Consider the following 22,742-nt stretch of genomic DNA (forward strand, 5'->3'; position numbering starts at 1 on the left):
CCCCGTTTTTTTTGCCCAAAAACCCTAAACCACTGACTGTCAAGAAGAAAATTGTTGAACACAGACCAAAAACCCCAACATAGGATGTGTTCACAGATAATGAATAGGGAGGTGGGATAGAGACTAGTTTTTGATGAACTTATGTGTGTATTGGCGGCCCTCATATTCCACAAAGGCGATATATGTACCTGATGGCCAATAATTTGTAATGACTTCTTTAGATTTAACAAAGCTAAGCACTGCCATTTGTTTGCCTTGCATATTATAAATGATGACTTTGACCGGACTCTGTGTGGGAGCATCAAAGATAATGAAGTTGGCGGCGGGATTGGGAAATAGGCGGATAGGTTGAAAATCTTCCCCGATGCGGATAATATTAGAAAGTAGGGTTTGGCCACAATAAGTTCGTATACGCAATTGGTAATTGCCAGGCTCAGCAGGCACAAACGTAGTCGCTGTTTGTGTATTCATAGGGACACCCTCTCGTAGCCACTCCCACTGAAGGTCTGTAGGCTGTGGGGGTAAATTGGCTTTGAGTAGGTTGTTTTCTAAACGTATTTGTAAACTATCCGCTGCCAAACCGGAAATCACCAAAGCAAAAGATTGATGGTTACGGGCTAGGCCGTTTTGGTCTTGTAGTGTGCCTTTGTGTGCAATCCGCAGAGTGTAGGTAGTGTTTGGGCTTTGGGAAGAGTATACGATTTGCTCGACAACATCCACCCTGTTGTCGCCAGTCTGTGCGTTTTGCTCTGGTGCAGCAGGGTTGAGTACCCAAGGGCTGGCTACAATGCTCCCATTAGCGTTGAGCAGTCGAAGATCAAGGTCATTGACAAGACGTGGTGTGCGGTTGTTGAAAGAAGTCAGGTTTTCGGGTAAGGGAATGGCTGCGGGATCCGTCCAGACTAAGGTAGCGCGTAAGGCCTGTGTGGATGATGTTTGTAATGTTTGGGTATATGTTTGTCCGTTGGCGAGCGTGTCCATTACCAACAAACTGCCTCTTTGTTGGGTGCAGAGGAATGCTAAGGCGGCTTGTGTGTTGAGCTGCCCCCACCCTACACGATAATTAGGTATTGGCTGTGTGCCTATGGGGCTGGCAGTATGGATGGCGAGGGCTTTGAGGGCAGCAGCCGTGAGGGGTTGGTTGTACCATTGCAAATGCGCCTGTTGTACCAATAACAAACTTCCTGTAACGACAGCGGCAGCCATCGAGGTGCCACCTAGCGTTTGATAGGCTTGATCGTCAGCGGCGGCGGCAGAAAGTATATCCGCCCCCGGGGCGATTAGGTCGGGCTTGATACGGCCATCATCAGTAGGGCCAGTACTACTAAAGTCTGCCAGTTGGTTTCCCTTGTTTGCTCCGACAGCCAGCGGATTTTTAGCCGTTACAAAGTCGTGGAGCAGGTCATATTGGTTGCCAGCGCTGCTGCGGTCATTGCCTACAGCCTGTATGGGCAAATAGAAAGGGCGGTTTTCGCAAAGCATGTCCCAGTCGGCAGCAGCCGCATTGTAATAGCCCAAGCGCCAAGCTTGTGTTCCTGTAGGAAAGATTGCACCATAAGCATGACAGGAGATGAGCATTCCTTGAGCGGCGGCCTGAGCCATTTCGGTTAGGTCTTGTTGGGTATTGTAAGCTTCCAACTGGGCTTGGGGAGCCATTCCTTGAGCAGCAGCATTTACACCTTGGCCAATGATAGTTGTTGCTACGTGTACGGCGTGGTTATTGGCGTTAGGAATCCCCCCGGGGAAAGTAGTTTGGTCCCTTACAAAGACACGCTGACGAAGCTCTTGGTGGGTAGTGCGGATGCTGCCCACCTCCCATATCCCCAAGCGTCCTTGCATTTGCTGTCCGTTGAGGGCAATGGGAGTATTAAAAGCACGGACTTGGCTTGTGCCGATTTCGGCGGCGGCGGCGGCATTGCTGCGGTGGACATAATATATGGGATAACCTGCAGGGGTGACATGATGCAGCATTGCCCACTGCCTAGTTTGGACATCATAACGATACGCAGGATACTTGTTTAGGCTGTGGCTTTCATACGTTTGTCGCCAAGTGAGTCGGGTATTTTGGCCGTAAACCGCACCTATTGAGAGTACCCAACATAAACCTGCTTGTACAAACCGATTTAAAACAATTCGCATACCTAAGCTTTTGAAGGCAAGATAATATATTTTGTAGAGTCTGTACCTTGGTGATTGTGAATATTTTGGTTCCTCAGGATATGCCTATGTGGTTTGGAGTCGTGTTTTGTTGGACAAAGCTAGGCTGGTGCAAGCAGCGAACACGAACACAAGAGTACGAAGGATGCTCGAACAAGCGTTGCGGTAGCTCCCTGTGTTTGCGAAGGCGCTAAAGCTGAAAGCTCGCCCTCGTACCCACATATTGTAGGCTGTGTTCCGCAGATTCGAGAGGCCTGAGAGAGGCTCCAAAAAACACAACCTCCTGTGAAATAAGTTCAAGAAAAATGATGCGTACTGTGAAATCAAAATGGCTTTAGTCGAAAAAGCGGCGTTTGCTGGTATTGTTCCACCCGGCCTGACTAGCATAGTTGACATAATGGATCACGACATCGGCTTGGCTAGCATAATTGACAAAAAACACCTTCACATCGGCCTGGCTGGCATAGTCTACAAAAAACCAACGCCCGTCATTACGTCCGGCTTGGCTGGCATATGATACTTTAAACACCTTCAAATCAGCTTGGCTGGCGTAGTTGGCCACAAATACTTTGACATCGGCTTGGCTGGCATAATTGACAGCAAATATTTTCTGGGCGAAGCCCTGTTGTAGACCAACCAAGGTGAGCAATACAATGACTGAACAAATATGTGTGATGATTTTGCGCATAGCAAAACAGGGTTTTGTGAAAAAATCAAACTCGACAGTCTTGTAAACGATGATTCCCTCCCTTGGGTTACCCCTTGTGCTTTAGCGCTTAAGCAAGAATGATTTGTATTTTTCGACAAAAACACCTTGACTGTTTGTTTTTGTGGCAAATGCTTTCCTATATTTAAGCGTCAAAAGACGGTGAATTATTTTTATGTACCCAACCATCGCCAAATATTATTATTGCAACAAGTCACTCGGTTATTACTGGTGGCGTTGGCAGGCGTATGGTTATCTACTCACCGCACGATTTAGTCGCTAAGTTCCATTAGGGCAAATCACTCTCTCCCTCCCCTTTCACGGTCGCAGATAATCAGGATACGCAACAGACTTGTGTAATTCCTGTGTTGTATCGTAACATTCCCCAAGCACACATTGTTAATTTCCTAAATAATCTGGTTGTATGAACTTAGATCTTACCATTAGTCCACTCCGTCAGTGGGTTGATTTCAAGCAAAGCCCCTTGGTTATTGCCGGCCCTTGTAGTGCCGAATCTGAAGAACAATTGATGCAGACTTGTCAGGCGCTTCAACACCTGAAAGTAGATGTATTGCGTGCCGGCATTTGGAAGCCCCGCACCCGTCCGAATAGCTTTGAGGGCTTTGGTGAAAAAGCCTTGCCTTGGTTGCAAACCGTCCGCAAGGAGTTGAAAATGCCGGTAGCGGTAGAAGTAGCTACGCCCCAACACATCGAACTGGCGCTCAAGTACGATGTCGATATCTTATGGTTAGGGGCACGCACCACTGTCAATCCCTTCAATGTGCAAGAGGTGGCCGATGCGCTGCGTGGGGTCGATGTCCCGGTGATGATCAAAAACCCCGTAAACCCTGACTTGGCATTGTGGATAGGAGCCATCGAACGGATTGCACAGGCCGGCATTACCAAGATTGCGGCCATTCATCGTGGGTTTTCATCTTTCCAGAAAACGAAGTACCGCAATGTGCCTATGTGGCAAATTCCGATTGAGCTGAAAACTTACCTTCCCGAAATCCCGCTTATCTGTGACCCCAGCCATATCGGAGGTGCGAGAGACTTGATTGGCCCGCTATCACAGAAGGCGCTCGACCTCAACTATGACGGACTGATGATAGAAACCCACATCAACCCTGATCAAGCTATGAGCGATGCCCAGCAACAGGTAACGCCTACGCGACTAGAAGAGATTTTGTCGGAGTTGAAAATACGTTTGGTGAAGAGTGATAATGCTATTTTTATCAATCAACTCGAAGAACTACGCGCACAGATTGACAACCTTGACCAAGAATTGGTGGAATTGCTAGGGGCACGCCTCGCGCTGGTAGAAAAAGCCGGAGAGTATAAGAAAGAGAATAACGTTACCATTTTCCAAATGGAGCGTTGGGATGAAATTTTCCGCAGCCGCCAACAATGGGCCGAAAAAATGAATCTCAACAAAGATTTTATTGCCGAAATTTATAAGCTCATCCACGTGGAGTCTATCCGCAAGCAAACCGAGGTGATGAGCCGTACCGAAGCTAAGGCTTGAAGGCTGCGCCCCTCCTACCCTATTCCTAACCCTTCGAAGCTTCTGCTTTGAAGGGTTTGTATTGTCATATGCCTCACGAAGGCTGTTTATCTACTGACAAAAGCCCTCACACCGCTACATTTTTCGATAAATCAGCAGGTGTTTTTCGGTGATAAAGTAGGCGTGTTGGCCATATACCAACAAGTGTTTTACTGTATCTGAAGCCAAGGTTGGTTGTAATGCTTCGCTTTCGGGGCGGCCTTGGTATAGGGGTGTTTTGAAAAGCTGTATACCATCAGTATGGTAACGGAAGGCATCGGCATAGGCCGCCACTGGATTGTGGAGCTGGGGGAGGGTTTGTTGGTAGTTGCCTAGATTATCAAAAATAAGCAAGCCCGCCTCGGTATCTTGTAAGTAGAGTCGGTTTTGATACTCTTGCATCGTGTGTACTTGATAACCCTTAGGGTCGAGCAGGCGGTCGAGCGCTACTTGTAGGGTTACTTCTTGGAAGCGGTAGTCATATTTTTTGAGGCTGAAGTCTATCTCATCGAAAAGCCACAGCTGCCCATCGGCGGCTAGTGTGGCAGCGGCAGCTCTTCGGACTTGGCCTTCATCCAAAAAAGCTTGGGCGATAGGGTTCAGAAAGCGGTCGGTGATGATGAAATACTGCAAGTCTTCATAAAAAAGCAATAGATTGAGCGTGTTTTGTGCTGCTATATGCGAAGGCGCAGAGCTGCGCTGGGAGCGAAATTGTTGTAACAGGCGGCCTTGGGTGTCATATTTGAGGACATTGCCTTGGGTATCGGCTAAGAGTAGGCTGCCTTGTTTGTCGAGGCTGGCAGCAGCAATGGGAGCACTGATACTCAGGCTTTTGATTTGTTGCCAAGTAGTGGTTTGACCTTGCAGGGTCGTGAACCCCACAACCAGCCAAACAAAAAAAGTACAGATGCCGAAGATAATCCTACCAAAAAAGTGTATGAGCGTCTCCCTTATTGTGGAACTACTACCAGCAGCAGTCCTGCTTAGCAAGCCACCTGAATATCGTCCCATATTTCTACAAACTCACTGATAATCATTGCAGTGGCTCCCCAAATCATATTGCCACCGATATCGTAAAAAGGCATTAAAAACTCTCGTTGTTTATAGGTAACGTTTTTGTGGCTGCGGGCGCGGTGTTGGTAGATATGAGCCACACTGACTTCGAAAATCTTCGCAACTTCATCAACACTGGGGGCATAATTAGGTTTTTGGGAAATAGCCGCCACCACAGGGTAGACCATAAAGTTGCTAGGTGGAATATAGACTTGGCTCAATTGACCCAGTACTTGGCTGCGCTCGATGCTCACCCCAATTTCCTCAGCCGTTTCGCGTAAGGCTGTGGCAATAAGGTCTTCATCCACCTCCTCTTGCTTGCCTCCAGGGAAGGCCACCTGGCCACTGTGTACGCCCTTGTACTCTGGGCGGACAATGAGGGGAAACTTGAGCGTTTGCAGACTATGGTCGGGGTACAACAACAACAGTACACATCCAATGCGAGGCTCTAGCTCCGGCACAAGCTCTCCTCCATTGGGGAATCGCTCTGGAGGGGCCATTTTTTTGTGGGCATCAATGCCCGGAAGCGGCTGACTAAGGCGTTTTTTGAGTTGAGCACAAATGGCATCAAAGTCCATGCGAAGAGATGTGTGGTGAAAAATTAGCTCCTAACCGTTTTTGAGCGTTGAGTTGGTGTCTGACAAATATACGCAGGAAAATGAATTTGTACAATGATTTTGATTATATCAATACTGGTTAAACAAAATAGTGCAAATTTTATTACTGCTAAAGAAGGCTTTTAATGTTGTAGCGTCTACTACTTTAAAGTCAAGTCTAAAACACGAAAAATCAAGGGTTTGTTTAAGCCCTTGTTGAAGATTTTCTTCATCGATGCCAAAACGCTGCTTTTTGGTTGTTATGCCGTTAAAAATGCTTGCTATAGCCCTCCTACGATTAAAACCGTGGGCTGAACATAAGGTCTACGCTTTTTGCCTAGTATCAGCACAAAAATCAACTGTTTTAAGTGCCGAGCTGAGAATTTATACCAAGATTCACAATATTTGAGGATGCATAGAGTTTGGTTTTCTTGATTCCCAAGGATTTTCAGCAGACACATTTCCCAAACCATTTTTGATTGGAGACAAAAGCCCAAACAGCGTTATCCTGTTTGGGCTTTTTATAAAAATTTGGCAAGGCATTTCGCCTATTTTTCTAAGCGTTTTTGGCTGTTTTTTGGTTTTTAGCCCCAATTTTAGACAAGTCCAATACGATTGGCGAAGCCACAAACACTGAAGAGTATGTACCCACGCTTACACCTACCAAGAGGGCAAACGAGAAGCCTCGCAATACTTCACCACCAAAGAGGAACAAGATGAGGACTACCAACAAGGTAGTGCCGGAGGTCATCAGGGTACGGCTCAAGGTGGCGTTGATGGCAGTGTTGAGGTTTTGTTTGAATTCGACACGGCTCATTTCACCGGCAAACTCACGGATACGGTCAAACACAACCACGGTATCGTTGATGGAGTAGCCGATAACGGTCAACATCGCCGCAATAAACACTTGGTCTACTTCATAAGAAATACCCAAGACGCGTGCGAAAGCAAAGAAAGCAAAGACCACAAAAACGTCGTGGAACAAGGCCACTACTGCACCAAGGCCATACTGCCACTTGCGGAAGCGAATCAGGATATAGAAAAACAACACAGCAAGTGAGAAAATCACGGCCAAACGGGCGGTATCTTTGATGTCTTCGGCAATAGAAGCACCTACTTTAGAAGAACTGATAATTTCGGGGTTTTTGTCCTTGAAAGGAGTAAGCCCTTCGAAGATAGCCGTTTCTACCAATTTATCCCCTTCGTTGCTTTCGTCCTCTACGAGGTAGCTGGTCGTGATTTTGAGTTGATTGTTAGCGCCAAAGGTTTTTACTTCCATACCACCGGTAAGCGACTTGCTAAGCGCTGTGCGGGCTTCAGCCACCAATACAGGCTCGTCGAAGCGTACAACATAAGAGCGTCCACCTTTGAAATCAACCCCTAAGTTGAGACCGCCTTGGGCGATAATCAAGCCTAAACCTGCTACAATAATCACACTAGAGATTACATAGGCTACACGGCGTTTGCTGACGAAATCGAAGTTGGTGTCGCGCAACAAGTTGCGAGAGATGGGCGACTCAAAGCTGAGCTTGCGCGCTACGGCATTGCCCTTGGTAGCCTTTTTCATATAGGCTTCGATGATGAGGCGGGTGATGAAGATTGCACTGAAAAGTGAGCAGGCAATACCAATCATCAGGGTTACGGCAAAACCTTTGACTCCTCCCGTTCCGAAGCTGTATAGGATAACCCCTGTGAGGAAGGTAGTAGCGTTGGCATCAATGATTGAGCTGTAGGCTTTTTCGTAGCCAAGCTTAACGGCCATTGCCAGCGGCTTGTCGCCCCAAAGTTCTTCACGCACACGCTCGTAAATCAGTACGTTGGCATCGACCGACATACCGATGGTCAATACAATACCGGCAATACCGGCTAGGGTCAGTACTGCCCCAAATTGGGCCAAAATACCAATGATAAAGAAGATATTGACCAACAAAGCCAAGACAGCAAAAATACCGGCACGTTGGTAGTATAGCGACATAAACACTACCACTAGGCTAAGGCCAAGCGCCAAAGAGAATACTCCTTGTTGGATAGACTCGCGTCCGAGCGAAGGCCCTACAATAGCTTCTTCTACGATGCGTACAGGCGCAGGCATTTTACCAGCCTTGAGGATGTTGGCCAAGTCATTAGCTTCTTCGAGGGTGAAGTTACCAGAGATAGAAGAGTTGCCACCGGGAATCTCGTTTTGTACCACAGGTGCAGAGTACACATAGTCGTCAAGTACAATGGCAATGCGTCGGCGGATGTTGTTGGCTGTCAGTTTGCGCCATTTCTTGGCTCCCTCTGCGTTCATCTGCATTGAGATATTGGGGCGTGATTTTTCGTCAAAATCTTGGCGCGCATCACGGATTACGTCTCCTTCTAAAGGTGCTTTTCCACCTTTACCTGTTTTGATTGGATACAGCACTAAAATGCCTCCTTCTTTTTCAGTCTTCACAGCCCACAAGAAGCGGACATTGCTGGGGAATATGGCAGCTTTTTGTGCTTGCTCAATCAGACGGTTCGCACGGGCAGTATCTTTTACTTGTACCCCAAGCCCTTCATAAGTAGGGATGAAAATTTGGTTGAAAAGATTGCTCTGCACTTGAAGGCTATCCAATGCTGTTTGGGCTTCATTGGTATCTGTAGCAGCAGTGGCAGCACTATCTGTTTTGGTAGAATCAATACCGGCCAATAGTGCGTCGGCGGCGTTTTTGGTGCTGTCAGTACCTACCAACAAGCCGTCTGCAGCTGTCTTTTCTTCCTTTTTCTCTGCTACTTTGGCAGGTTTCTCCTGAGCTTCTACTTTGGCCAAGTATGACACAAAGCCTTGCAGATATGGGGCAAGCTCTTGCATCTCCCATACTTCCCAAAACTCTAGCTTGGCTACGCCTGAAATCAGTTTGCGCACACGCTCAGGGTTATCTACTCCGGGTAGTTCGATAGAGATACGGCCTGTACCGGGGATACGCTGGATATTGGGGTTGGCTACGCCAAATTTATCAATACGGTTGCGCAAGATGTTGAAAGAGCGGCTGATGGCGTCTTCCAATTCTTCTTCGATTACCTTGCGGATATCGCTTACCGAAGACTTCGAGTTGATGCGGTCGCGGGTAAGCGTATTGGTAAACACACGGGCGATTTGCTTGCCTTCGGGGTCGGCCTCTTGGAAGGCATCAAAGAAAAGCGTTACAAAACGCTTCGAGGTTTGGCGTTGCATCTCTTCCGCTTTTTTCAAAGATTGCAAAAAGAGAGGATTCTGGCTGTTGCCGGCCAATACTTTCAAAATCTCGATAGGCGAAATTTCAAGGGTTACGTGCATCCCACCCTGAAGGTCAAGGCCAAGGGCTAGTTCCTTTTCGCGAACGTCTTTGTAGGTATATTCTATCCCAACAAGGTTGTATACCGGCTCTGTCCACACAGAATCAAGGTAGGCTTGGCGCTTGGCAAAGTCTACTGTACCATTGGCTTCGGTCGCAAACTTGGTTGCATCGCTTTGTACCTTGCGCGACACAAAGGTAAAAGAGAGGTAGAACAAGCACAAAAGGCTTATGACTACGGCTAGCAGGATAATTCCACTTTTGTTTTTCATAAGAGAAGTCTAAAATAAAATATAAATGATGATAGAGATAATATGCGCCACACACAACTATAGGTTGTGTATAACACCTAGCCCTTGTAGTGAACACATTAAGTGCGGATACACCAAGGGGGTAGACCTATACCTATTTGTGGGTTACACCATAGGTATGGACTTGTACTTCGTGACAGCCTAGGCTCGAACACAAAGCACTGTTAGAAAATTTTAGGGAGCGTTGATAGGCCGGATACAATGAAAAATCACCGCCCAAAACTTGGCCGCACAATAGCGAGCCGGATAGCTGACCCACGCCGGGGTGTTATACAGCATTGGGAATACCTGTGGCAAGATAGTGTAATATGCCTGACTGACTTGGAGGGATCCGCTCGCAGGCACTGCCTCTACGGTAGCCTGTACCTTCGTAGGATGCTCCTGTGTGGCATCAGTATCAGTTTTATTATCTGCTTTTGGGCAAGAAGGAACACTGTTTTGGGAGGTATGAAGTGCCAACTGCTCTTGGCTCAACAGCACTTGAGACGCTGCCGGATATGTTGCGAAGCGCATCAGGCAGGCCAATAACCACACCGCACATAAGAGGAGTGTATGGGTACGAAAAATGCTATGTTGACGAGTTTGTTTCATAGATTGAGGCGCAAAATTACCAAATTAGTTTTGTCAAGCAAGCTTTCTGACTAATTTTTGCAAAGTCTCTATTAGCGCGCCACAACCCCGATCCTTCGATTGGGTATCACCCACGGGCTGCCCCGTGGGTTTTAAGTAATATTCAGGCGTATGGCTATCGTTCAAACTGTAGGCGCATTCCTTGGCGGCTTTCGTCGAATTGGCCGTTTTGGTAGGCGATATGCCCCGATACAATCGTATGGGTGATGGTATGACTAAAGGTCTGTCCTACCCACGGCGACCAAGCGCATTTGTAGGCGATTTGGCTTTGGTCAAAGAGATAAGGTTTGGCTGGGTCTACCAATACCAAATCTGCCCAATATCCTTCGCGCAAAAAGCCCCGTTCCGCCAACTGAAAGCACACTGCAGGAGCGTGACACATCTTTTCGACCAACTGGATGAGGCTCAATTTGCCATTGCGGGCGTGTTCGAGCATTTGCAGCAGGCTAGTCTGTACTTGGGGTACTCCGGCAGGAGCCTTGCTATAAGGTTGTTGCTTTTCGTCCCAAGTATGGGGGGCGTGGTCAGTGGCGATGATATCTAAGTGATTGTCTAGCAAACCCTTCCAAAGCCCCTCGCGGTGCTCTGGGGCTTTGATGGCCGGGTTACACTTGATTTGGTTGCCAAGAATTGCATAATCCTCGCTACTGTAGGTCAAATGATGCACACATACTTCTGAAGTAATTCGCTTCTGTGCCAAGGGGGTTTGGTTGTCAAAAAGCCCCACTTCGTCGGCAGTGGAGATGTGTAGGATATGCAGACGTGTGTTGTGTTTACGGGCAAGGTCAATGGCCAATCGGCTGGACAAAATACAGGCTTCTACGTTCCGAATCAAGGGGTGATGTTCGGGGCGGAGCGCATCGCCATAACGTTCTTGAAAAACAGCTGCTTGGGCACGTACAGTAGCCTCGTCTTCGCAGTGGGTAGCGATGAGCATAGGAGCTTGGGCAAAAATCTGCTCCAACACCTGAGCATTGTCTACGAGCATATTGCCGGTAGAAGAGCCCATAAAAATCTTGATACCACACACATTATTGATGTCTGTACGGAGCACCTCTTCCAAATTATCGTTAGATGCTCCCATAAAAAAGGAGTAGTTGGCCAAGGAGGTTTGTGCTCCTATTTGGTATTTTTCTTCAAGCAAACTTTGGGTAAGCGTGTTGGGAACGGTATTGGGCATTTCCATAAAACTAGTCGTGCCACCAGCTACCGCAGCGCGGGCTTCGTGATAGATGTCGGCCTTGGCTGTCAACCCTGGCTCGCGGAAGTGTACTTGGTCATCAATCACACCGGGCAGCAGATACTGCCCTTCGGCGGCAATTTCGGTAACCGCCTGCGAAGGCTGAATATTGGTGGCTATCTTTTCGATACGCCCCTGACGCACCCATAGGTCGGCTGTATATTGTTGCCCCTCATTGATGAGTTGCGCTTCTTTGATAAGGAGGTCTTTCATAAGGTTCTAAAGTTTAGAACACAAAGCTACGCTTTTTCACCCGCATCTATTGAAAGCTCCCGCCACAAAACCTACCGACTAATTCGGTACAGACTTCAGCATTCGCCCACACCAATGGACATTTTTGACTTTCGCCGTTGTTATGCTCATTTTGATAACAAGATGTATGAGATTTGGAGATTCTTGACACATATTTAACCACAAAGGGCGCAAAGTATTTGTAAGTAAGGCCAAGAAGCCCAAATATGAAGCCTTTGTGAACTTGTCGAAAGTCTCTATGTGATTACGCAGCTTGTTGAATCAAAGCCAAATTAGTAGCTGTCCATTGGCTTAAAAGCATTCGCCGAAAATACCTGCTCGTGCGCAAATCTGCTGATTTGCTAAAAAGGCACATCGCCGTCTTCGGGTGGAGGCGGGATAGCCGGAGGGATGTTGTTGGTATTGGAGGGCAGACCATCAGGCTGATTGACCTTGCTGCCCAATACCGTCGGAGAGGAGGAAGGTGTCAGTGTACCTGAGCTGAGGGTACTGCCAAAGCTGACCGGCCCGCCGCCGCTGCGGAAGCCTAGGTTTTCAAATTTGGTAAATTTACCCACAAAGCGCAGCGGGATAGTATCTAAGGAGCCGTTACGGTGTTTGGCCACAATCACCTCGCCGATATCCTTGGTGCTGTTACCGCTTTCGTCTTGGGTGATGTCATAGTATTCGGGACGATAAAGGAAGATGACCATATCTGCATCTTGCTCGATACTGCCCGACTCGCGCAAATCCGAGAGCATCGGGCGTTTGTCGCCACCACGTGTTTCGACAGCACGGCTGAGCTGCGAAAGCGCGATTACGGGCACATTCAGCTCCTTGGCCAGCTGTTTGAGAGATCGGGAAATGTAAGCAATTTCTTGTTCACGGTTACCGGCAGTTTTGGTACCTCCGGCGGTCATTAGCTGGAGGTAGTCTACGATAATCATCTGAATATCGTGTTGGGACTTGAGGCGGCGCGCCTTGGCGCGTAGCTCCAATACCGACAGGGCCGGCGTATCGTCTATAAAAATTTTGGCTTGATTGAGGCGTTGGATGCGCGTATGGAGCTGCTGCCACTCGTGGTTTGCCAAAAGTCCTTTTTTGATTTTATCACTTTCTAGCTCCGCCTCTGCAGAGAGTAAGCGGTTGGTGAGCTGTACAGTAGACATCTCCAGCGAGAAAAAAGCTACCGGGCGCTGAAACTCTACCGCTGCATTGCGGGCGACCGACAGTGAGAAGGCCGTTTTACCCATTGCAGGGCGTGCCGCAAGGATAATCAAGTCAGAGGGTTGCCAGCCTGCCGTCAGGCGGTCAAGCTCGGTAAAGCCTGAGGGCACGCCTGTGAGGCCATCGGCAATGTCTTTACGATTTTCGAGGTCTTCGATGGCCTTGCGCAGCGCCGACTGGATATCGGTATAGCTCTTCTGAACATTGTTCTCGGCAATATCAAAGAGCTGCTGTTGGGCATAATCGAGCAAGTCAAATACGTCGCTGCTGTCTTCAAAAGCATTTTTTTGTACTTCGCTCGATACCTTGATTAGGTCACGTTTGATGGATTGCTCCATCACAATACGGGCGTGAAACTCGATGTTGGAGGCTGAGTTTACGGCGGCTGTCAGGCGGGTGATTTGCGCCACACCCCCTACTACATCCAACTTGCTTTCTTTGCGAAGTTGTTGTACAACGGTGAGCATATCGATGGGTTGTGACTCTTGGAAAAGTGTCAGGATTGCACGATAAATCTCTTGGTGTACGGGTTTGTAGAAACTCTCTACTTGGAGTAGGTCGACTACGACATGTATGGCATCTTTTTCAATCATCAAAGCCCCCAAAATAGCCTCTTCCACCTCATTGGCTTGAGGCGGCAGCTTCCCCAACTGGTTGTTGAGGTAGGCCATATTGGCCGTGTTTTTGGGTTTGATGGTGTTTTTCGGATCGGCCATAAGTATCGTACAATTGAGCAAGGCAATAGTTTACAAAGGTACGGCTTTTAGCGCACTCTACGAAGTGAGTAGGAGCGGTGTCTGTCGAAAGCCACTGCAACCCTCAAAAAATCAAGGGGTTAAAAAAAATACTTTACCCACAAAGTTTGTGAGTAAAGTCTGAGGTACCGTTACGTTCGTTGTGTGTTACAAAGATGAGGCCTCGGAGGGCAGCCTATATGCCCTCTGTTTTTTTATGCCAAGATTTACTTGACTTGAGGGTACAGTAGGTTTGATTTTGTTGATACTCAACCTCGTTTTGGTCAGGTATGACAAAGTTTATCTTCACAATACTTACTTCTTTGTGGTCGCATTGGGTATTTTAACCTTGTCGGTGGGTTTGAGCCCCGACAGCACCTCAACAAACAACCCGTCAGAAATGCCGGTTTTGATTAGGCGGCGCTCAAATACTTGGTTTTTGACCTCTACCTCTACAAAGGTACTGCCCTTCTCAATGATGAGCACATTCTCGCTGATAGCCAGCGTTTTTTCGCGTTTGTCGAGCACAATTTCCGCAGTAGCGCTGTACCCGGCCCGCAGGTAATCGCCTTCTTGGAGCACAAGGCGGGCGCGGATATCAAACTTGATGGCGCCCTCCTCTTGTACACCCTTGGGCGAAATATACTCCAATACAGCCTTAAAAACCTTGCCTTCGATAGCCCCGATGGTCAGCATCAATTCCATCCCTTCTTTGATTTTGCCTACTTCCGATTCGTCTATCTTGCCTTCAAACACCAAGCTCTGCATATCGGCTACAGAGGCGATGGTTGTGCCTTCGTTGAAGTTGCTACGCTCTATCACAGAGCTGCCGGCCTTTACGGGCACATCCAACACCACGCCCGTTACAGTAGAGTATACAGAGTTGAGCGCCCCGCCGGAGCGTTGGATAGCCCCCGTTTGGACTAGCTCAAGGTTTTTGCGGGCGGCGGCCATATTTTCTTGCTGTACTTTGAAGTCAAGCAAAAAACGGTTGTACTCTTGCTCCGAGATGACCTGTTGCTCGAAGAGCTTCTTCTGTCGCGCCAATTCGATTTCGGCATTGCGAAAATTGATTGAAGCGGCCTCCATATTGGTGCGGGCGCTGTTGATGCTGATTTGGTCGCTGTTGATGCCCGTAAGGTTGGGTACTAGGCGGATAGAGGCCACTAGCTGCCCCTCGCGGACGGTCTGCCCAGCCTCGATAAGCAGGTCTTGGATGACTCCCGACACCTGCGGCTTGATTTGAATCTCCCTGCGGGGCACAATCGCTCCTGTGGCGACGGTCTTTTTGATGATGGTCGTATCCTTAGGGCTGACTGTCTGGTAGATTACGGGGTCTTTCTTGGATTTGCCATAAAAATATACGCCCAACCAACCTGATAATAAGATGAAGACAAGGCCGAAGCTGCCAAAAATTACTTTTTTCATAACGATAGTCTGTTTTGCTGTTGTGTTTCTCTATTTTTTATTCGGTTTTTTTGAAATAAGGCGGCACTACTCATCTCTGAGCGCCACAATGGGTTGGATGGCGGCGGCCTTTGCCGCAGGCACAAAGCCCGCCAAGGCTCCCGCCAGAATGAGCACCACGGTGGCCGTCAGGGCTACGCCCATATCTACTTCGGGGTTGGCAAAAAAGCCTAGGTCAGCGCCGCTGCTGCTCAAGGCATAGTTGATCAACTCTACCAAGCCTACTCCTGCCATCAGGCCAATATACCCGGCCACAGTCGTAATGACGACCGACTCTTGGATAATGAGGCTGATGATAGACCAAGGGGTAGCGCCAAGCGCCTTACGGATACCAATCTCCTTGGTGCGCTCCCGCACTACGATGAGCATAATATTGCCCACACCAATCACCCCGGCGATGATGGTAAAAATGCTGACAAACCAACTAAAGCCGCGTATGCCCGTAAATAACCCTTGAATTTGCTGGTACTCAAGCTCTACGTTGGCGCTCCCAAAGGCCTTCACATCGTCGGGGGCTACGTGGTGATGCTGCGCCAGCAAGGTCTTGACTTTCTGTTCGACGACGGCGGCAGGGATGCCTGTTTGTGGTACAAAAGCAAACCAAAAAATTCGATTTCCTTGGTTGTATGCCTGCTGCATCGTGGTCAGGGGCATATAAATGGTCTGCTCCTCGCGCATTTTGTTTTCGCCCTTGGCGCTGCTCTTGAACACTCCCACAACTTTGAAGGAGATGCCCGCAATCTTGATATAGCTCCCTAGAGCCTCCTCTCCAGGTTCGAAGAGTAGTTCGCGCACCCGCTCTCCAATGACGATGACCTTGCGGCGCTCGGCCAAATCGCGGGCATTGATAAAACGTCCTTCGGGAATTTCCATCGCCTGCACCTGAATAAAGTCGGGATGGTCGCCGTAGACTTCAAAAGACGCGGTCTTTTTCATCCGACTGATTTCAAAACTGCCTTGCAACATATTTCGTGGTGCCAACACAGCCACTTCGGGTACTTGGTTGCGGATGGCGGCCACATCGTCGTTGGTAAATCGGATAAAGCGCCCTGCTTTGAAGCCTTGGTACTCTTTACCGGTACGTTGCGACCATAAGAATACCGTATTTTTGGCAATGTTGAAGCTTTGCATTACTCCGTTTTCGAGGCCTTTGCCGGCTCCCATCAGCAAGATGAGCATAAAGATTCCCCAAAACACCCCAAAGGCCGTCAGCGCCGTGCGGAGCTTATGCCTTCGGACGGTGGCGTAGATTTCGTTCCATTTATCGAGGTCAAACATAAAGTGTAGGGGTTAGGCGTGAATATTGGCCACCGCTTCTTTGCCATGGCTTTCGATGACTCCATCACGCAGGCGGATGACGCGCTGCGTTTGGGCGGCAATTTCGTTTTCGTGCGTTACAATCACCACGGTCATTCCCTGTTGGTGTACTTCTTTGAAAATATCCATTACCTCTTGGGTAGTTTGGGAATCGAGTGCGCCGGTAGGCTCATCGGCCAAAATCACCTTGGGCTGACTGATAAGCGCCCTTGCAATGGCGACGCGCTGCTTTTGCCCACCCGACATCTCGCTTGGGACGTGGTGTGCCCAATCGCGCAGCCCCACACGCTCCAAATATTCGAGGGCGAGCTGGTTGCGTTTGCGACGGCTTACTTTCTGGTAATAAAGCGGTAGGGCTACGTTTTCCATCGCATTTTTGAAAGAAAGTAGGTTAAATGATTGGAACACAAAGCCCAAAAACTGATTGCGGTAGTAGGCCGCTTTCTTGGCACTGAGGTTTTTCATCAGGGTTTTGTTGAGGTGGTATTCGCCTTGGTCGTAGTCATCAAGGATGCCCAAGATGTTGAGCATTGTAGATTTGCCCGAGCCCGAAGGCCCCATAATCGAGACAAGTTCCCCTTCTTCGATGGTCATATCGATGCCCTTGAGCACGTGGAAGCTTTGTGCCCCCATTTGGTAGTTTTTGTGAATATTGCGGAATGTAATCATCGGGGTAGTATAGTTTATGTGTAGTGAGTAGGTACTTAAAAAAACGGTTGGTAATGCCTCAATCTGCCCGTAGCGCCTCTATTGGCTTCACATTGGCAGCGTGAAGGGCGGGTACTAGTCCGGCCAAGGCTCCGGCAATGACCAAGAGACTAATCGCTCCCAGCGCGACATCAAGGTTTACCTCGGGGTTGTGGAAAAAGGGCATCTCTGCGCCGGTGCTATCTATAAGCCAGCGCATCAGGTCGATGATGCCTACGCCGGCCAGCATTCCGAAGTAGCCCGAAAGCCCAGTGATGAGAACAGACTCCATCAAGATTAGGCTGACGACCGACCAAGGGGTAGCGCCGATGGCCTTGCGCACACCTATCTCACGGGTGCGCTCCTTCACGACGATGAGCATAATATTGCTCACCCCGACAATCCCGGCCATCAGTGTGCCAATACCGACTATCCATACAAAGGTGCGGATACCCCAAAACAAGCCCTGTAGCTGCTGGTACTGCTCTTCGTTATTGTTGATACCGACAGCCTGTTTGTCGGCCACATCGAAGTTGTGTCGTTGAGCGAGCACTGCCCGTATCTCTTCGGCTACTTGCTCAGAAGCATAGCCCTCGCGGATGCCCACCCCGAGCAGTTCTATCTTGTTATTGGGGTTAAATACACGCTGGTAGGTCGTGTAGGGGATATAGACGCGCTCCTCGCGCCGCCCGTCGCCCCCTTGGAGGGTGAAAATCCCCACCACCTTGAAGTATACCCCCTTGATGTCGATATACTGGCCGATGGCTTCGGTACTGTCTCCAAAAATAACGCTGCGGGTGCGTTCCCCAATCACGGCTACCTTTCGGTATTCGCTCAGGTCTTGGCTGTGCAGGCTGCGTCCTTTGACAAAGCGTTCCCCATTGATTGCAAAAAAGAAGGGGTTGGCACCATAGACCTGAAAGGCTGCGTTGCGGTCTTTGTAGTTGATGGTATATTCCCCCGACAAGCGGTTGCGCACCCCCACATAGGCTACCCCGGGTACATCGCGCTCCAAGGCCACCATATCTTGGCTGCTGAAGTAAATGCTGCGTCCGGGCTTGAGGCCTTTGTAGGGCATAGAGGTACGACCATCCCAAAGCCAAACACTTTTGACGTTTTCGTCTCCAAAATCTTTTTCGATGCCGTTTTGCATTCCTTTGCCGGCACCCATCAACAAGACGAGCATAAAAATACCCCAAGCAACGCCAAGTGCCGTCAGGGCAGTGCGCATTTTGTTTTTGTTAATGGTATAGAGGATTTCCTGCCATTTGTCGAGATCAAACATAGGGTCTTTGAGAAATAAGGGCTGTGAAAAATAATGTATAGTTCAATATCTCTTCAAAGACAGTATCAGACAACTAAAGGTTGCAACAGAAAGCTTAAAGAAAGTGAAAAGTTGTTGGAAGATGCAGAAGCAAGCCCTCTATGCAACCTACAAACCTGCTGTAGGACTTGTGATTGTTCTTTGGCACACAAACACGTAATGGCTTTTCTATAAGTATTTCATCCTTCGGGATACTCAGTAATTGACAGGATTAGCCCCCACTTGTTTGAATTTTGGGAAAACATCACCTTATACACCCAATCAAAATTGATTTGGGAGAGTTAAATGTTGAAAATCAAGTAAATAAAATTCTGTCAATCCTCAAATCAAGTACATCTTGTATAAAAATGGCGGCTGCCTAACCTATGCAGCCGCCGTAGATTCGGCAGGAATCGAACCTGCAATCCCCAGATCCTGAGTCCAGTGTCTTTACCAGTTTGACCACGAATCTGTCAAAAATCTTTCCCGGCAAAACCGCACCCACTTATCACTTCAGCTACCTCTTGCTCTACCACTGAGCTACGCCCCTAGGTGTTTATTGGAAAATAGGTAGAGGCGGGTGGATTCGAACCACCGACCTAAGGCAAAAAGCGTGTGCGCTCCATCGGTAAGATGCTAATACTAAAACTACAGAGCGATAGACTATGGCTGAAACACCCGCCGTACCCCTACAGGGACAGCCAAGTGGTTTTTTAGGCTCAGACTAAGGTTAAGACTAGCTCTGCTCTTCAAGCTATAAGCCCGCAGGGGGCTTACAGCAAGTCCTTGTGGATGAAGTCAAACAGTTGCTTGCCCACATTCACCTTTACTACTTCGACATTGTTGGCCTTGGCGCGGGCTACTTTTACAGCCTCTAGGAGCTGCTCAATGCGCTTGACCATCTCGCTTTTTTGCATTGGTGTAAGCTTGCCGGAATAGTAAGTAGTTTCGTATTTACCCACCTGAAAATCAAGGTTTACCAGCTCTGTCTGTGCCGGATGCTTTTCGGTGGCCTCATATTTTACAATCACCTTGGGGCGTTTGATACTGCGGAACTTGACCTCCTCATCGGTTTTAAAAAAGCCCTGCTGTGTGTCAAAATGCCACTTTCGGGTGGTATCGAGCAGCGGAATATTTTTATAAAGGTCGAGTATTTTGTTGAGCTGCGATTCGAGCGCCAGCAAAGTAGTAGCCGAAAAAGCACCAAACTTCACTCCATTTACTTCCAGCTCAGCCTTAGCTACATTGGCCGCATTGGTTTCTTCTTTCGAGATGGTGGCATCGAGGGCAGTGATGATGCTCTGTTGCGTCTCTTCGAGTTGCTGCTTGACAGTCTTGACCATCTCCTTCGTCTCGTCCGGAATCAGCTCAGAATCTTCTTCCATCGACACATACTTCTTGACCAAGCCGTCGAAATAAGAGTCATTTTTGGTGAATATTTTCTTAGCTTCGCCAACGGCCTCGTTGGCCTTATTGCGGCGGTCTTGCTCTACGGCGAGGAGTTCGTGTAGTTTGTTGGCCATAGAAAAATAGGTTTGGTTAGTGAGCAGTTAGGCCCTTATATACGGAAAGTGGCAGCAGTTGGTTATGGATTCTGGCCGAGTTTTATGAAAGGTGCAATCGGTTTTAGCAACAGGCTGTGATGGGTCATGAATGGATTGAGCACAAGCAAAAAAGTCATCCCAAAAAAATCGGGATGACTTTTACTCACGAGGAGCTTGTACATCAAAAACGTGGTTTTTAGAAGTCCATACCTTCATCCATAGGTCCTCCGCTTCTGCGGCGGCGGTCTTGGTCTCTGCTAGCCTTGCCAAACTGGTAAGAGAAGCTCAAGATGACCCGTTGGGTGTTGCGTTTGAATACCCGTGATTGCTCAAAGGTATCGCCAAAAGTACGGAAGCCAAACTCTAGGGTGTTGAACACATCTGTTACTACTAGGCCAAGGGTTCCTTTCTTTTGCATAATCTTGGTTTGTAGGCCTAGGTCTACAAAATAGCGCTCGATGATTTCGCCTTGTGCGATGGCAAATGGTGAGCTATAGTTACCAATAAACTGTAGTCGGAAGTCCTTGGGCAGGGTGAAATTACTAATCAGTCGGGCGTTCCACGAAAGCGTGCTTTGCACCACATCGATGGCATCTACTCCAGTAGCATTGACTTGGTTTTGGAACAAAGAGTAATTGGCATTCATATCCCACCAATCGGCTACCTGCCAAGTACCGACCATCTCTACCCCGGCGGTGTAGGCTGTTCCGGCGTTGAGAGGGCGGAAAGTAGACACGCCAAATTCGTCTACCGTTACGACGCGCTGAATGGCGTTTTCGCGGAATCGGAAGAAGAGCGAGGGGCTGAAAGTGAATTTCTTGCCTATCCAGTTGTAAGTCAACTCTGTAGAATGAATAATTTCGGGGTCGAGGTCGGGGTTACCCGTACGGATATTGAGTGAGTCCGTAATATCGACAAAGGGGTTGAGCCACCAGAAGCCGGGGCGGTTGATGCGTGTAGCGTGGTTGAGGCGGATGGTTTGTGTTTGGGCAATCTGATATCCGATGCGCAAATTGGGGAAGAAATTGAAATATTCTTTGCGAAAGCGGTTATTGTCTGCGTTGGAAAGCCCCTCTACAAAAGTCTGCTCTGCACGGAGGCCTAGGTTGTAGTCCCATTTTTCACTCAGTCTGCCTTTGAAAATAAGGTAGAGGGCGTGTACCTGTTCGTCATAATTGAACCGGTTGGCTACCACAGGGTCCCACACTTGGTCATTGCGGCGGAAATTATCGATACCGGTATTGGTACGGAGATTTCGGATAATGGCTTTGTATCCTGTTTCGAGTGTATGGTTTTTGGCCAAAGGCTGGGTATAGTCGATTTGCGCCGTAGAGAGCGTATAGGGGTCTTGGTTAAGGGTACGTTGCAAGAATGGGTCTTGATTGAGCTGTGCCCCTTCGGCATCTAATAAAAAGGTAGAGATGTCGGTGTTTTCGGTACGGTCGCGCCCTGTCTGGCTGTATGAAGCGCTTAGTTCACGCCCTTTTTGGGTAAAGCGATGGCGGAAAGTGAAGGCAAACTCATACATTGTGCGGTTGTCAATCTCGCGGTTAGTACGCAGATTTTGCTCTGTCAGCGCTTGGTTGGCATCTAGGAAGCGGCTACGCAGCGACTCGTCGTCGTCTCGGTAGTTGAGTGTATATAGCCCCTCAAAGCCAATCCGTGTGCGAGGGGTGAGGTCGTAATCAATGCCTCCCAAAAAGTTATGGCTATAGTCGGTATTGTTAAACTCATTGCGTTGGCTGATGCCGAAGTTGTTTTCGCCAAAAATGCGGCGGTCGGTAGTAGCGAAACCTAGGCGACGGTCGAAGCGGCCATCGTACCCTACAAATACATTGACCTTGTTGCGTTTCATATTGAGGCGTACAGAGCCGCTGTAGAGGTCTTGTGTGCCAGCACTAAGGTTTACGCTGCCATTATTACCGTCGTTCTTGGCTTTTTTGAGGCGGATATTGATGACCCCACCCTCGCCCTCTGCATCATATTTGGCGCTGGCTGTGGGAGATATTTCGATGGTTTCGACAGCACTGGCAGGGATTTGTGCCAAATTGCTCTGCCCCCCAATGCCTCCGGCCAGGCCGGAGTTGCGGCCATCAATTAGTACGTTGACGCTAGTGCCACGCAAGGTTACATTGCCGTCTGCATCAACGACCACGCCGGGCACATTGCGCAACAAATCAAGCACTGTCCCCCCTGCCTGAGCGATGTTGGCATCGGCACGGATGAGTGTCCCCTCAGCAGTATTGATCATCATTTCTTGGCGGGCTTGTACAACCACCTCTTCTAGGCCTACGCTGCTGCTTTTGGCCTGAATAGCGCCCATATCTACCCAATTGCCGCCCTTATATTCTAAAGGAATCTTGGTTTTTTGATAGCCCATCATATTGACCTCTAGGTAATACTGTCCGGGCTTGAGCTGATCTAGTTGAAACTGCCCCTCGATGTTGCTGACAGCCGACTTGACCATAGCAGAGTCCTTGGCTCCATACAAAACCACTACGGCCATTGGCAAGGGCTCTTGGCTCCCCTCTTCAAACAGTTGTCCTTTGACACCCTGCGCGTATACGCCAATATTGCTTAGCCCCAAAAAGCATAAAAACAATATGATGACAGCAGCCTGCTGTGTTGGTTTCTTTTTTGTGTACTGGTGAAAAATACTAAATTGCATACACTTGTTATTCATTGGGTAAATGGAGTCGT

The 22,742-nt window shown here is 48.6% G+C and carries 15 protein-coding genes and 1 tRNA gene; 1 reads left to right on the plus strand and 15 read right to left on the minus strand.

What is annotated here, in order from left to right; all coding sequences use genetic code 11:
• Window positions 1-123: 123 nt before the first annotated feature.
• Window positions 124-1,971 (minus strand): S8 family peptidase, encoded by a 1,848-nt coding sequence (locus tag G499_RS0109895; RefSeq protein WP_026999810.1) that lies wholly within the window; start codon window positions 1,969-1,971, stop codon window positions 124-126.
• 520 nt (window positions 1,972-2,491) lie between these two features.
• Window positions 2,492-2,845, minus strand: a complete 354-nt coding sequence (locus G499_RS0109900) for a 7(1) septoil knot domain-containing protein (protein WP_026999811.1) — start codon at window positions 2,843-2,845, stop codon at window positions 2,492-2,494.
• A 442-nt stretch (window positions 2,846-3,287) separates the two neighbouring features.
• On the opposite strand from G499_RS0109900, the gene G499_RS0109905 reads away from it, so the two are divergent.
• Window positions 3,288-4,388 carry a bifunctional 3-deoxy-7-phosphoheptulonate synthase/chorismate mutase type II gene (locus G499_RS0109905; protein ID WP_026999812.1) on the plus strand — a complete coding sequence of 367 codons (1,101 nt, stop codon included), beginning with the start codon at window positions 3,288-3,290 and terminating at the stop codon, window positions 4,386-4,388.
• A gap of 114 nt (window positions 4,389-4,502) precedes the next feature.
• On the opposite strand, the gene G499_RS21130 is transcribed toward G499_RS0109905, so the two are convergent.
• The 13 genes from G499_RS21130 to G499_RS0109980 all read right to left on the minus strand — a co-directional run bounded on the left by G499_RS21130 (window position 4,503) and on the right by G499_RS0109980 (window position 22,710).
• Window positions 4,503-5,288 carry a hypothetical protein gene (locus G499_RS21130; protein WP_154658399.1) on the minus strand — a complete coding sequence of 262 codons (786 nt, stop codon included), beginning with the start codon at window positions 5,286-5,288 and terminating at the stop codon, window positions 4,503-4,505.
• A gap of 101 nt (window positions 5,289-5,389) precedes the next feature.
• Complete coding sequence (locus G499_RS0109915) at window positions 5,390-6,037, minus strand: NUDIX hydrolase (RefSeq protein WP_026999813.1); 648 nt, start codon at window positions 6,035-6,037, stop codon at window positions 5,390-5,392.
• Window positions 6,038-6,611: 574 nt separating this feature from the next.
• On the minus strand, window positions 6,612-9,623 hold the full coding sequence (gene secDF / locus G499_RS0109925) for a protein translocase subunit SecDF (RefSeq protein ID WP_026999815.1): 3,012 nt from the start codon (window positions 9,621-9,623) through the stop codon (window positions 6,612-6,614).
• Between the two features lie 213 nt (window positions 9,624-9,836).
• On the minus strand, window positions 9,837-10,253 hold the full coding sequence (locus G499_RS0109930) for a hypothetical protein (protein ID WP_026999816.1): 417 nt from the start codon (window positions 10,251-10,253) through the stop codon (window positions 9,837-9,839).
• Window positions 10,254-10,407: 154 nt separating this feature from the next.
• The gene (locus G499_RS0109935) at window positions 10,408-11,745 is read right to left on the minus strand and encodes a dihydroorotase (RefSeq protein WP_026999817.1); all 1,338 of its coding nucleotides are present in this window, start codon (window positions 11,743-11,745) and stop codon (window positions 10,408-10,410) included.
• 380 nt (window positions 11,746-12,125) lie between these two features.
• Window positions 12,126-13,706, minus strand: coding sequence for a replicative DNA helicase (gene dnaB / locus G499_RS19500; RefSeq protein ID WP_081413743.1), 1,581 nt, complete (start codon window positions 13,704-13,706; stop codon window positions 12,126-12,128).
• A gap of 333 nt (window positions 13,707-14,039) precedes the next feature.
• Entirely contained in the window at window positions 14,040-15,152 is a 1,113-nt protein-coding gene (locus G499_RS0109945; protein WP_026999818.1) for an efflux RND transporter periplasmic adaptor subunit, read from the minus strand.
• A gap of 66 nt (window positions 15,153-15,218) precedes the next feature.
• Window positions 15,219-16,469 carry an ABC transporter permease gene (locus G499_RS0109950; RefSeq protein ID WP_026999819.1) on the minus strand — a complete coding sequence of 417 codons (1,251 nt, stop codon included), beginning with the start codon at window positions 16,467-16,469 and terminating at the stop codon, window positions 15,219-15,221.
• A 12-nt stretch (window positions 16,470-16,481) separates the two neighbouring features.
• Window positions 16,482-17,177, minus strand: a complete 696-nt coding sequence (locus tag G499_RS0109955) for an ABC transporter ATP-binding protein (RefSeq protein WP_026999820.1) — start codon at window positions 17,175-17,177, stop codon at window positions 16,482-16,484.
• A 58-nt stretch (window positions 17,178-17,235) separates the two neighbouring features.
• A complete protein-coding gene (locus G499_RS0109960; RefSeq protein ID WP_026999821.1) occupies window positions 17,236-18,480 on the minus strand; it encodes an ABC transporter permease in 1,245 nt (414 codons plus the stop codon).
• A gap of 416 nt (window positions 18,481-18,896) precedes the next feature.
• Window positions 18,897-18,970: transfer RNA gene (locus G499_RS0109965), tRNA-Leu, on the minus strand.
• Window positions 18,971-19,271: 301 nt separating this feature from the next.
• Window positions 19,272-20,021: a DUF7873 family protein gene (locus tag G499_RS0109970; RefSeq protein ID WP_026999822.1), complete on the minus strand. Its 750-nt coding sequence runs from the start codon at window positions 20,019-20,021 to the stop codon at window positions 19,272-19,274.
• 217 nt (window positions 20,022-20,238) lie between these two features.
• Window positions 20,239-22,710, minus strand: a complete 2,472-nt coding sequence (locus G499_RS0109980; RefSeq protein WP_026999823.1) for a TonB-dependent receptor — start codon at window positions 22,708-22,710, stop codon at window positions 20,239-20,241.
• Window positions 22,711-22,742 lie beyond the last annotated feature (32 nt).

This window comes from Eisenibacter elegans DSM 3317 (genome assembly GCF_000430505.1).
In the GTDB taxonomy this organism is placed as follows: domain Bacteria; phylum Bacteroidota; class Bacteroidia; order Cytophagales; family Microscillaceae; genus Eisenibacter; species Eisenibacter elegans.

What these genes read in the sequence shown, in the direction of transcription:
- G499_RS0109915 (WP_026999813.1), bottom strand. Translation starts at nt 6,037, where the DNA reads ATGGACTTTGATGCCATTTGTGCTCAACTCAAAAAACGCCTTAGTCAG.
- G499_RS0109930 (WP_026999816.1), bottom strand. Translation starts at nt 10,253, where the DNA reads ATGAAACAAACTCGTCAACATAGCATTTTTCGTACCCATACACTCCTC.
- G499_RS0109895 (WP_026999810.1), bottom strand. Translation starts at nt 1,971, where the DNA reads ATGCTGCATCATGTCACCCCTGCAGGTTATCCCATATATTATGTCCAC.
- G499_RS0109980 (WP_026999823.1), bottom strand. Translation starts at nt 22,710, where the DNA reads ATGCAATTTAGTATTTTTCACCAGTACACAAAAAAGAAACCAACACAG.
- G499_RS0109905 (WP_026999812.1), top strand. Translation starts at nt 3,288, where the DNA reads ATGAACTTAGATCTTACCATTAGTCCACTCCGTCAGTGGGTTGATTTC.
- G499_RS0109960 (WP_026999821.1), bottom strand. Translation starts at nt 18,480, where the DNA reads ATGTTTGATCTCGACAAATGGCAGGAAATCCTCTATACCATTAACAAA.
- G499_RS0109945 (WP_026999818.1), bottom strand. Translation starts at nt 15,152, where the DNA reads ATGAAAAAAGTAATTTTTGGCAGCTTCGGCCTTGTCTTCATCTTATTA.
- G499_RS0109900 (WP_026999811.1), bottom strand. Translation starts at nt 2,845, where the DNA reads ATGCGCAAAATCATCACACATATTTGTTCAGTCATTGTATTGCTCACC.
- G499_RS0109970 (WP_026999822.1), bottom strand. Translation starts at nt 20,021, where the DNA reads ATGGCCAACAAACTACACGAACTCCTCGCCGTAGAGCAAGACCGCCGC.
- G499_RS0109955 (WP_026999820.1), bottom strand. Translation starts at nt 17,177, where the DNA reads ATGATTACATTCCGCAATATTCACAAAAACTACCAAATGGGGGCACAA.
- dnaB (WP_081413743.1), bottom strand. Translation starts at nt 13,706, where the DNA reads ATGGCCGATCCGAAAAACACCATCAAACCCAAAAACACGGCCAATATG.
- G499_RS0109950 (WP_026999819.1), bottom strand. Translation starts at nt 16,469, where the DNA reads ATGTTTGACCTCGATAAATGGAACGAAATCTACGCCACCGTCCGAAGG.
- G499_RS0109935 (WP_026999817.1), bottom strand. Translation starts at nt 11,745, where the DNA reads ATGAAAGACCTCCTTATCAAAGAAGCGCAACTCATCAATGAGGGGCAA.
- secDF (WP_026999815.1), bottom strand. Translation starts at nt 9,623, where the DNA reads ATGAAAAACAAAAGTGGAATTATCCTGCTAGCCGTAGTCATAAGCCTT.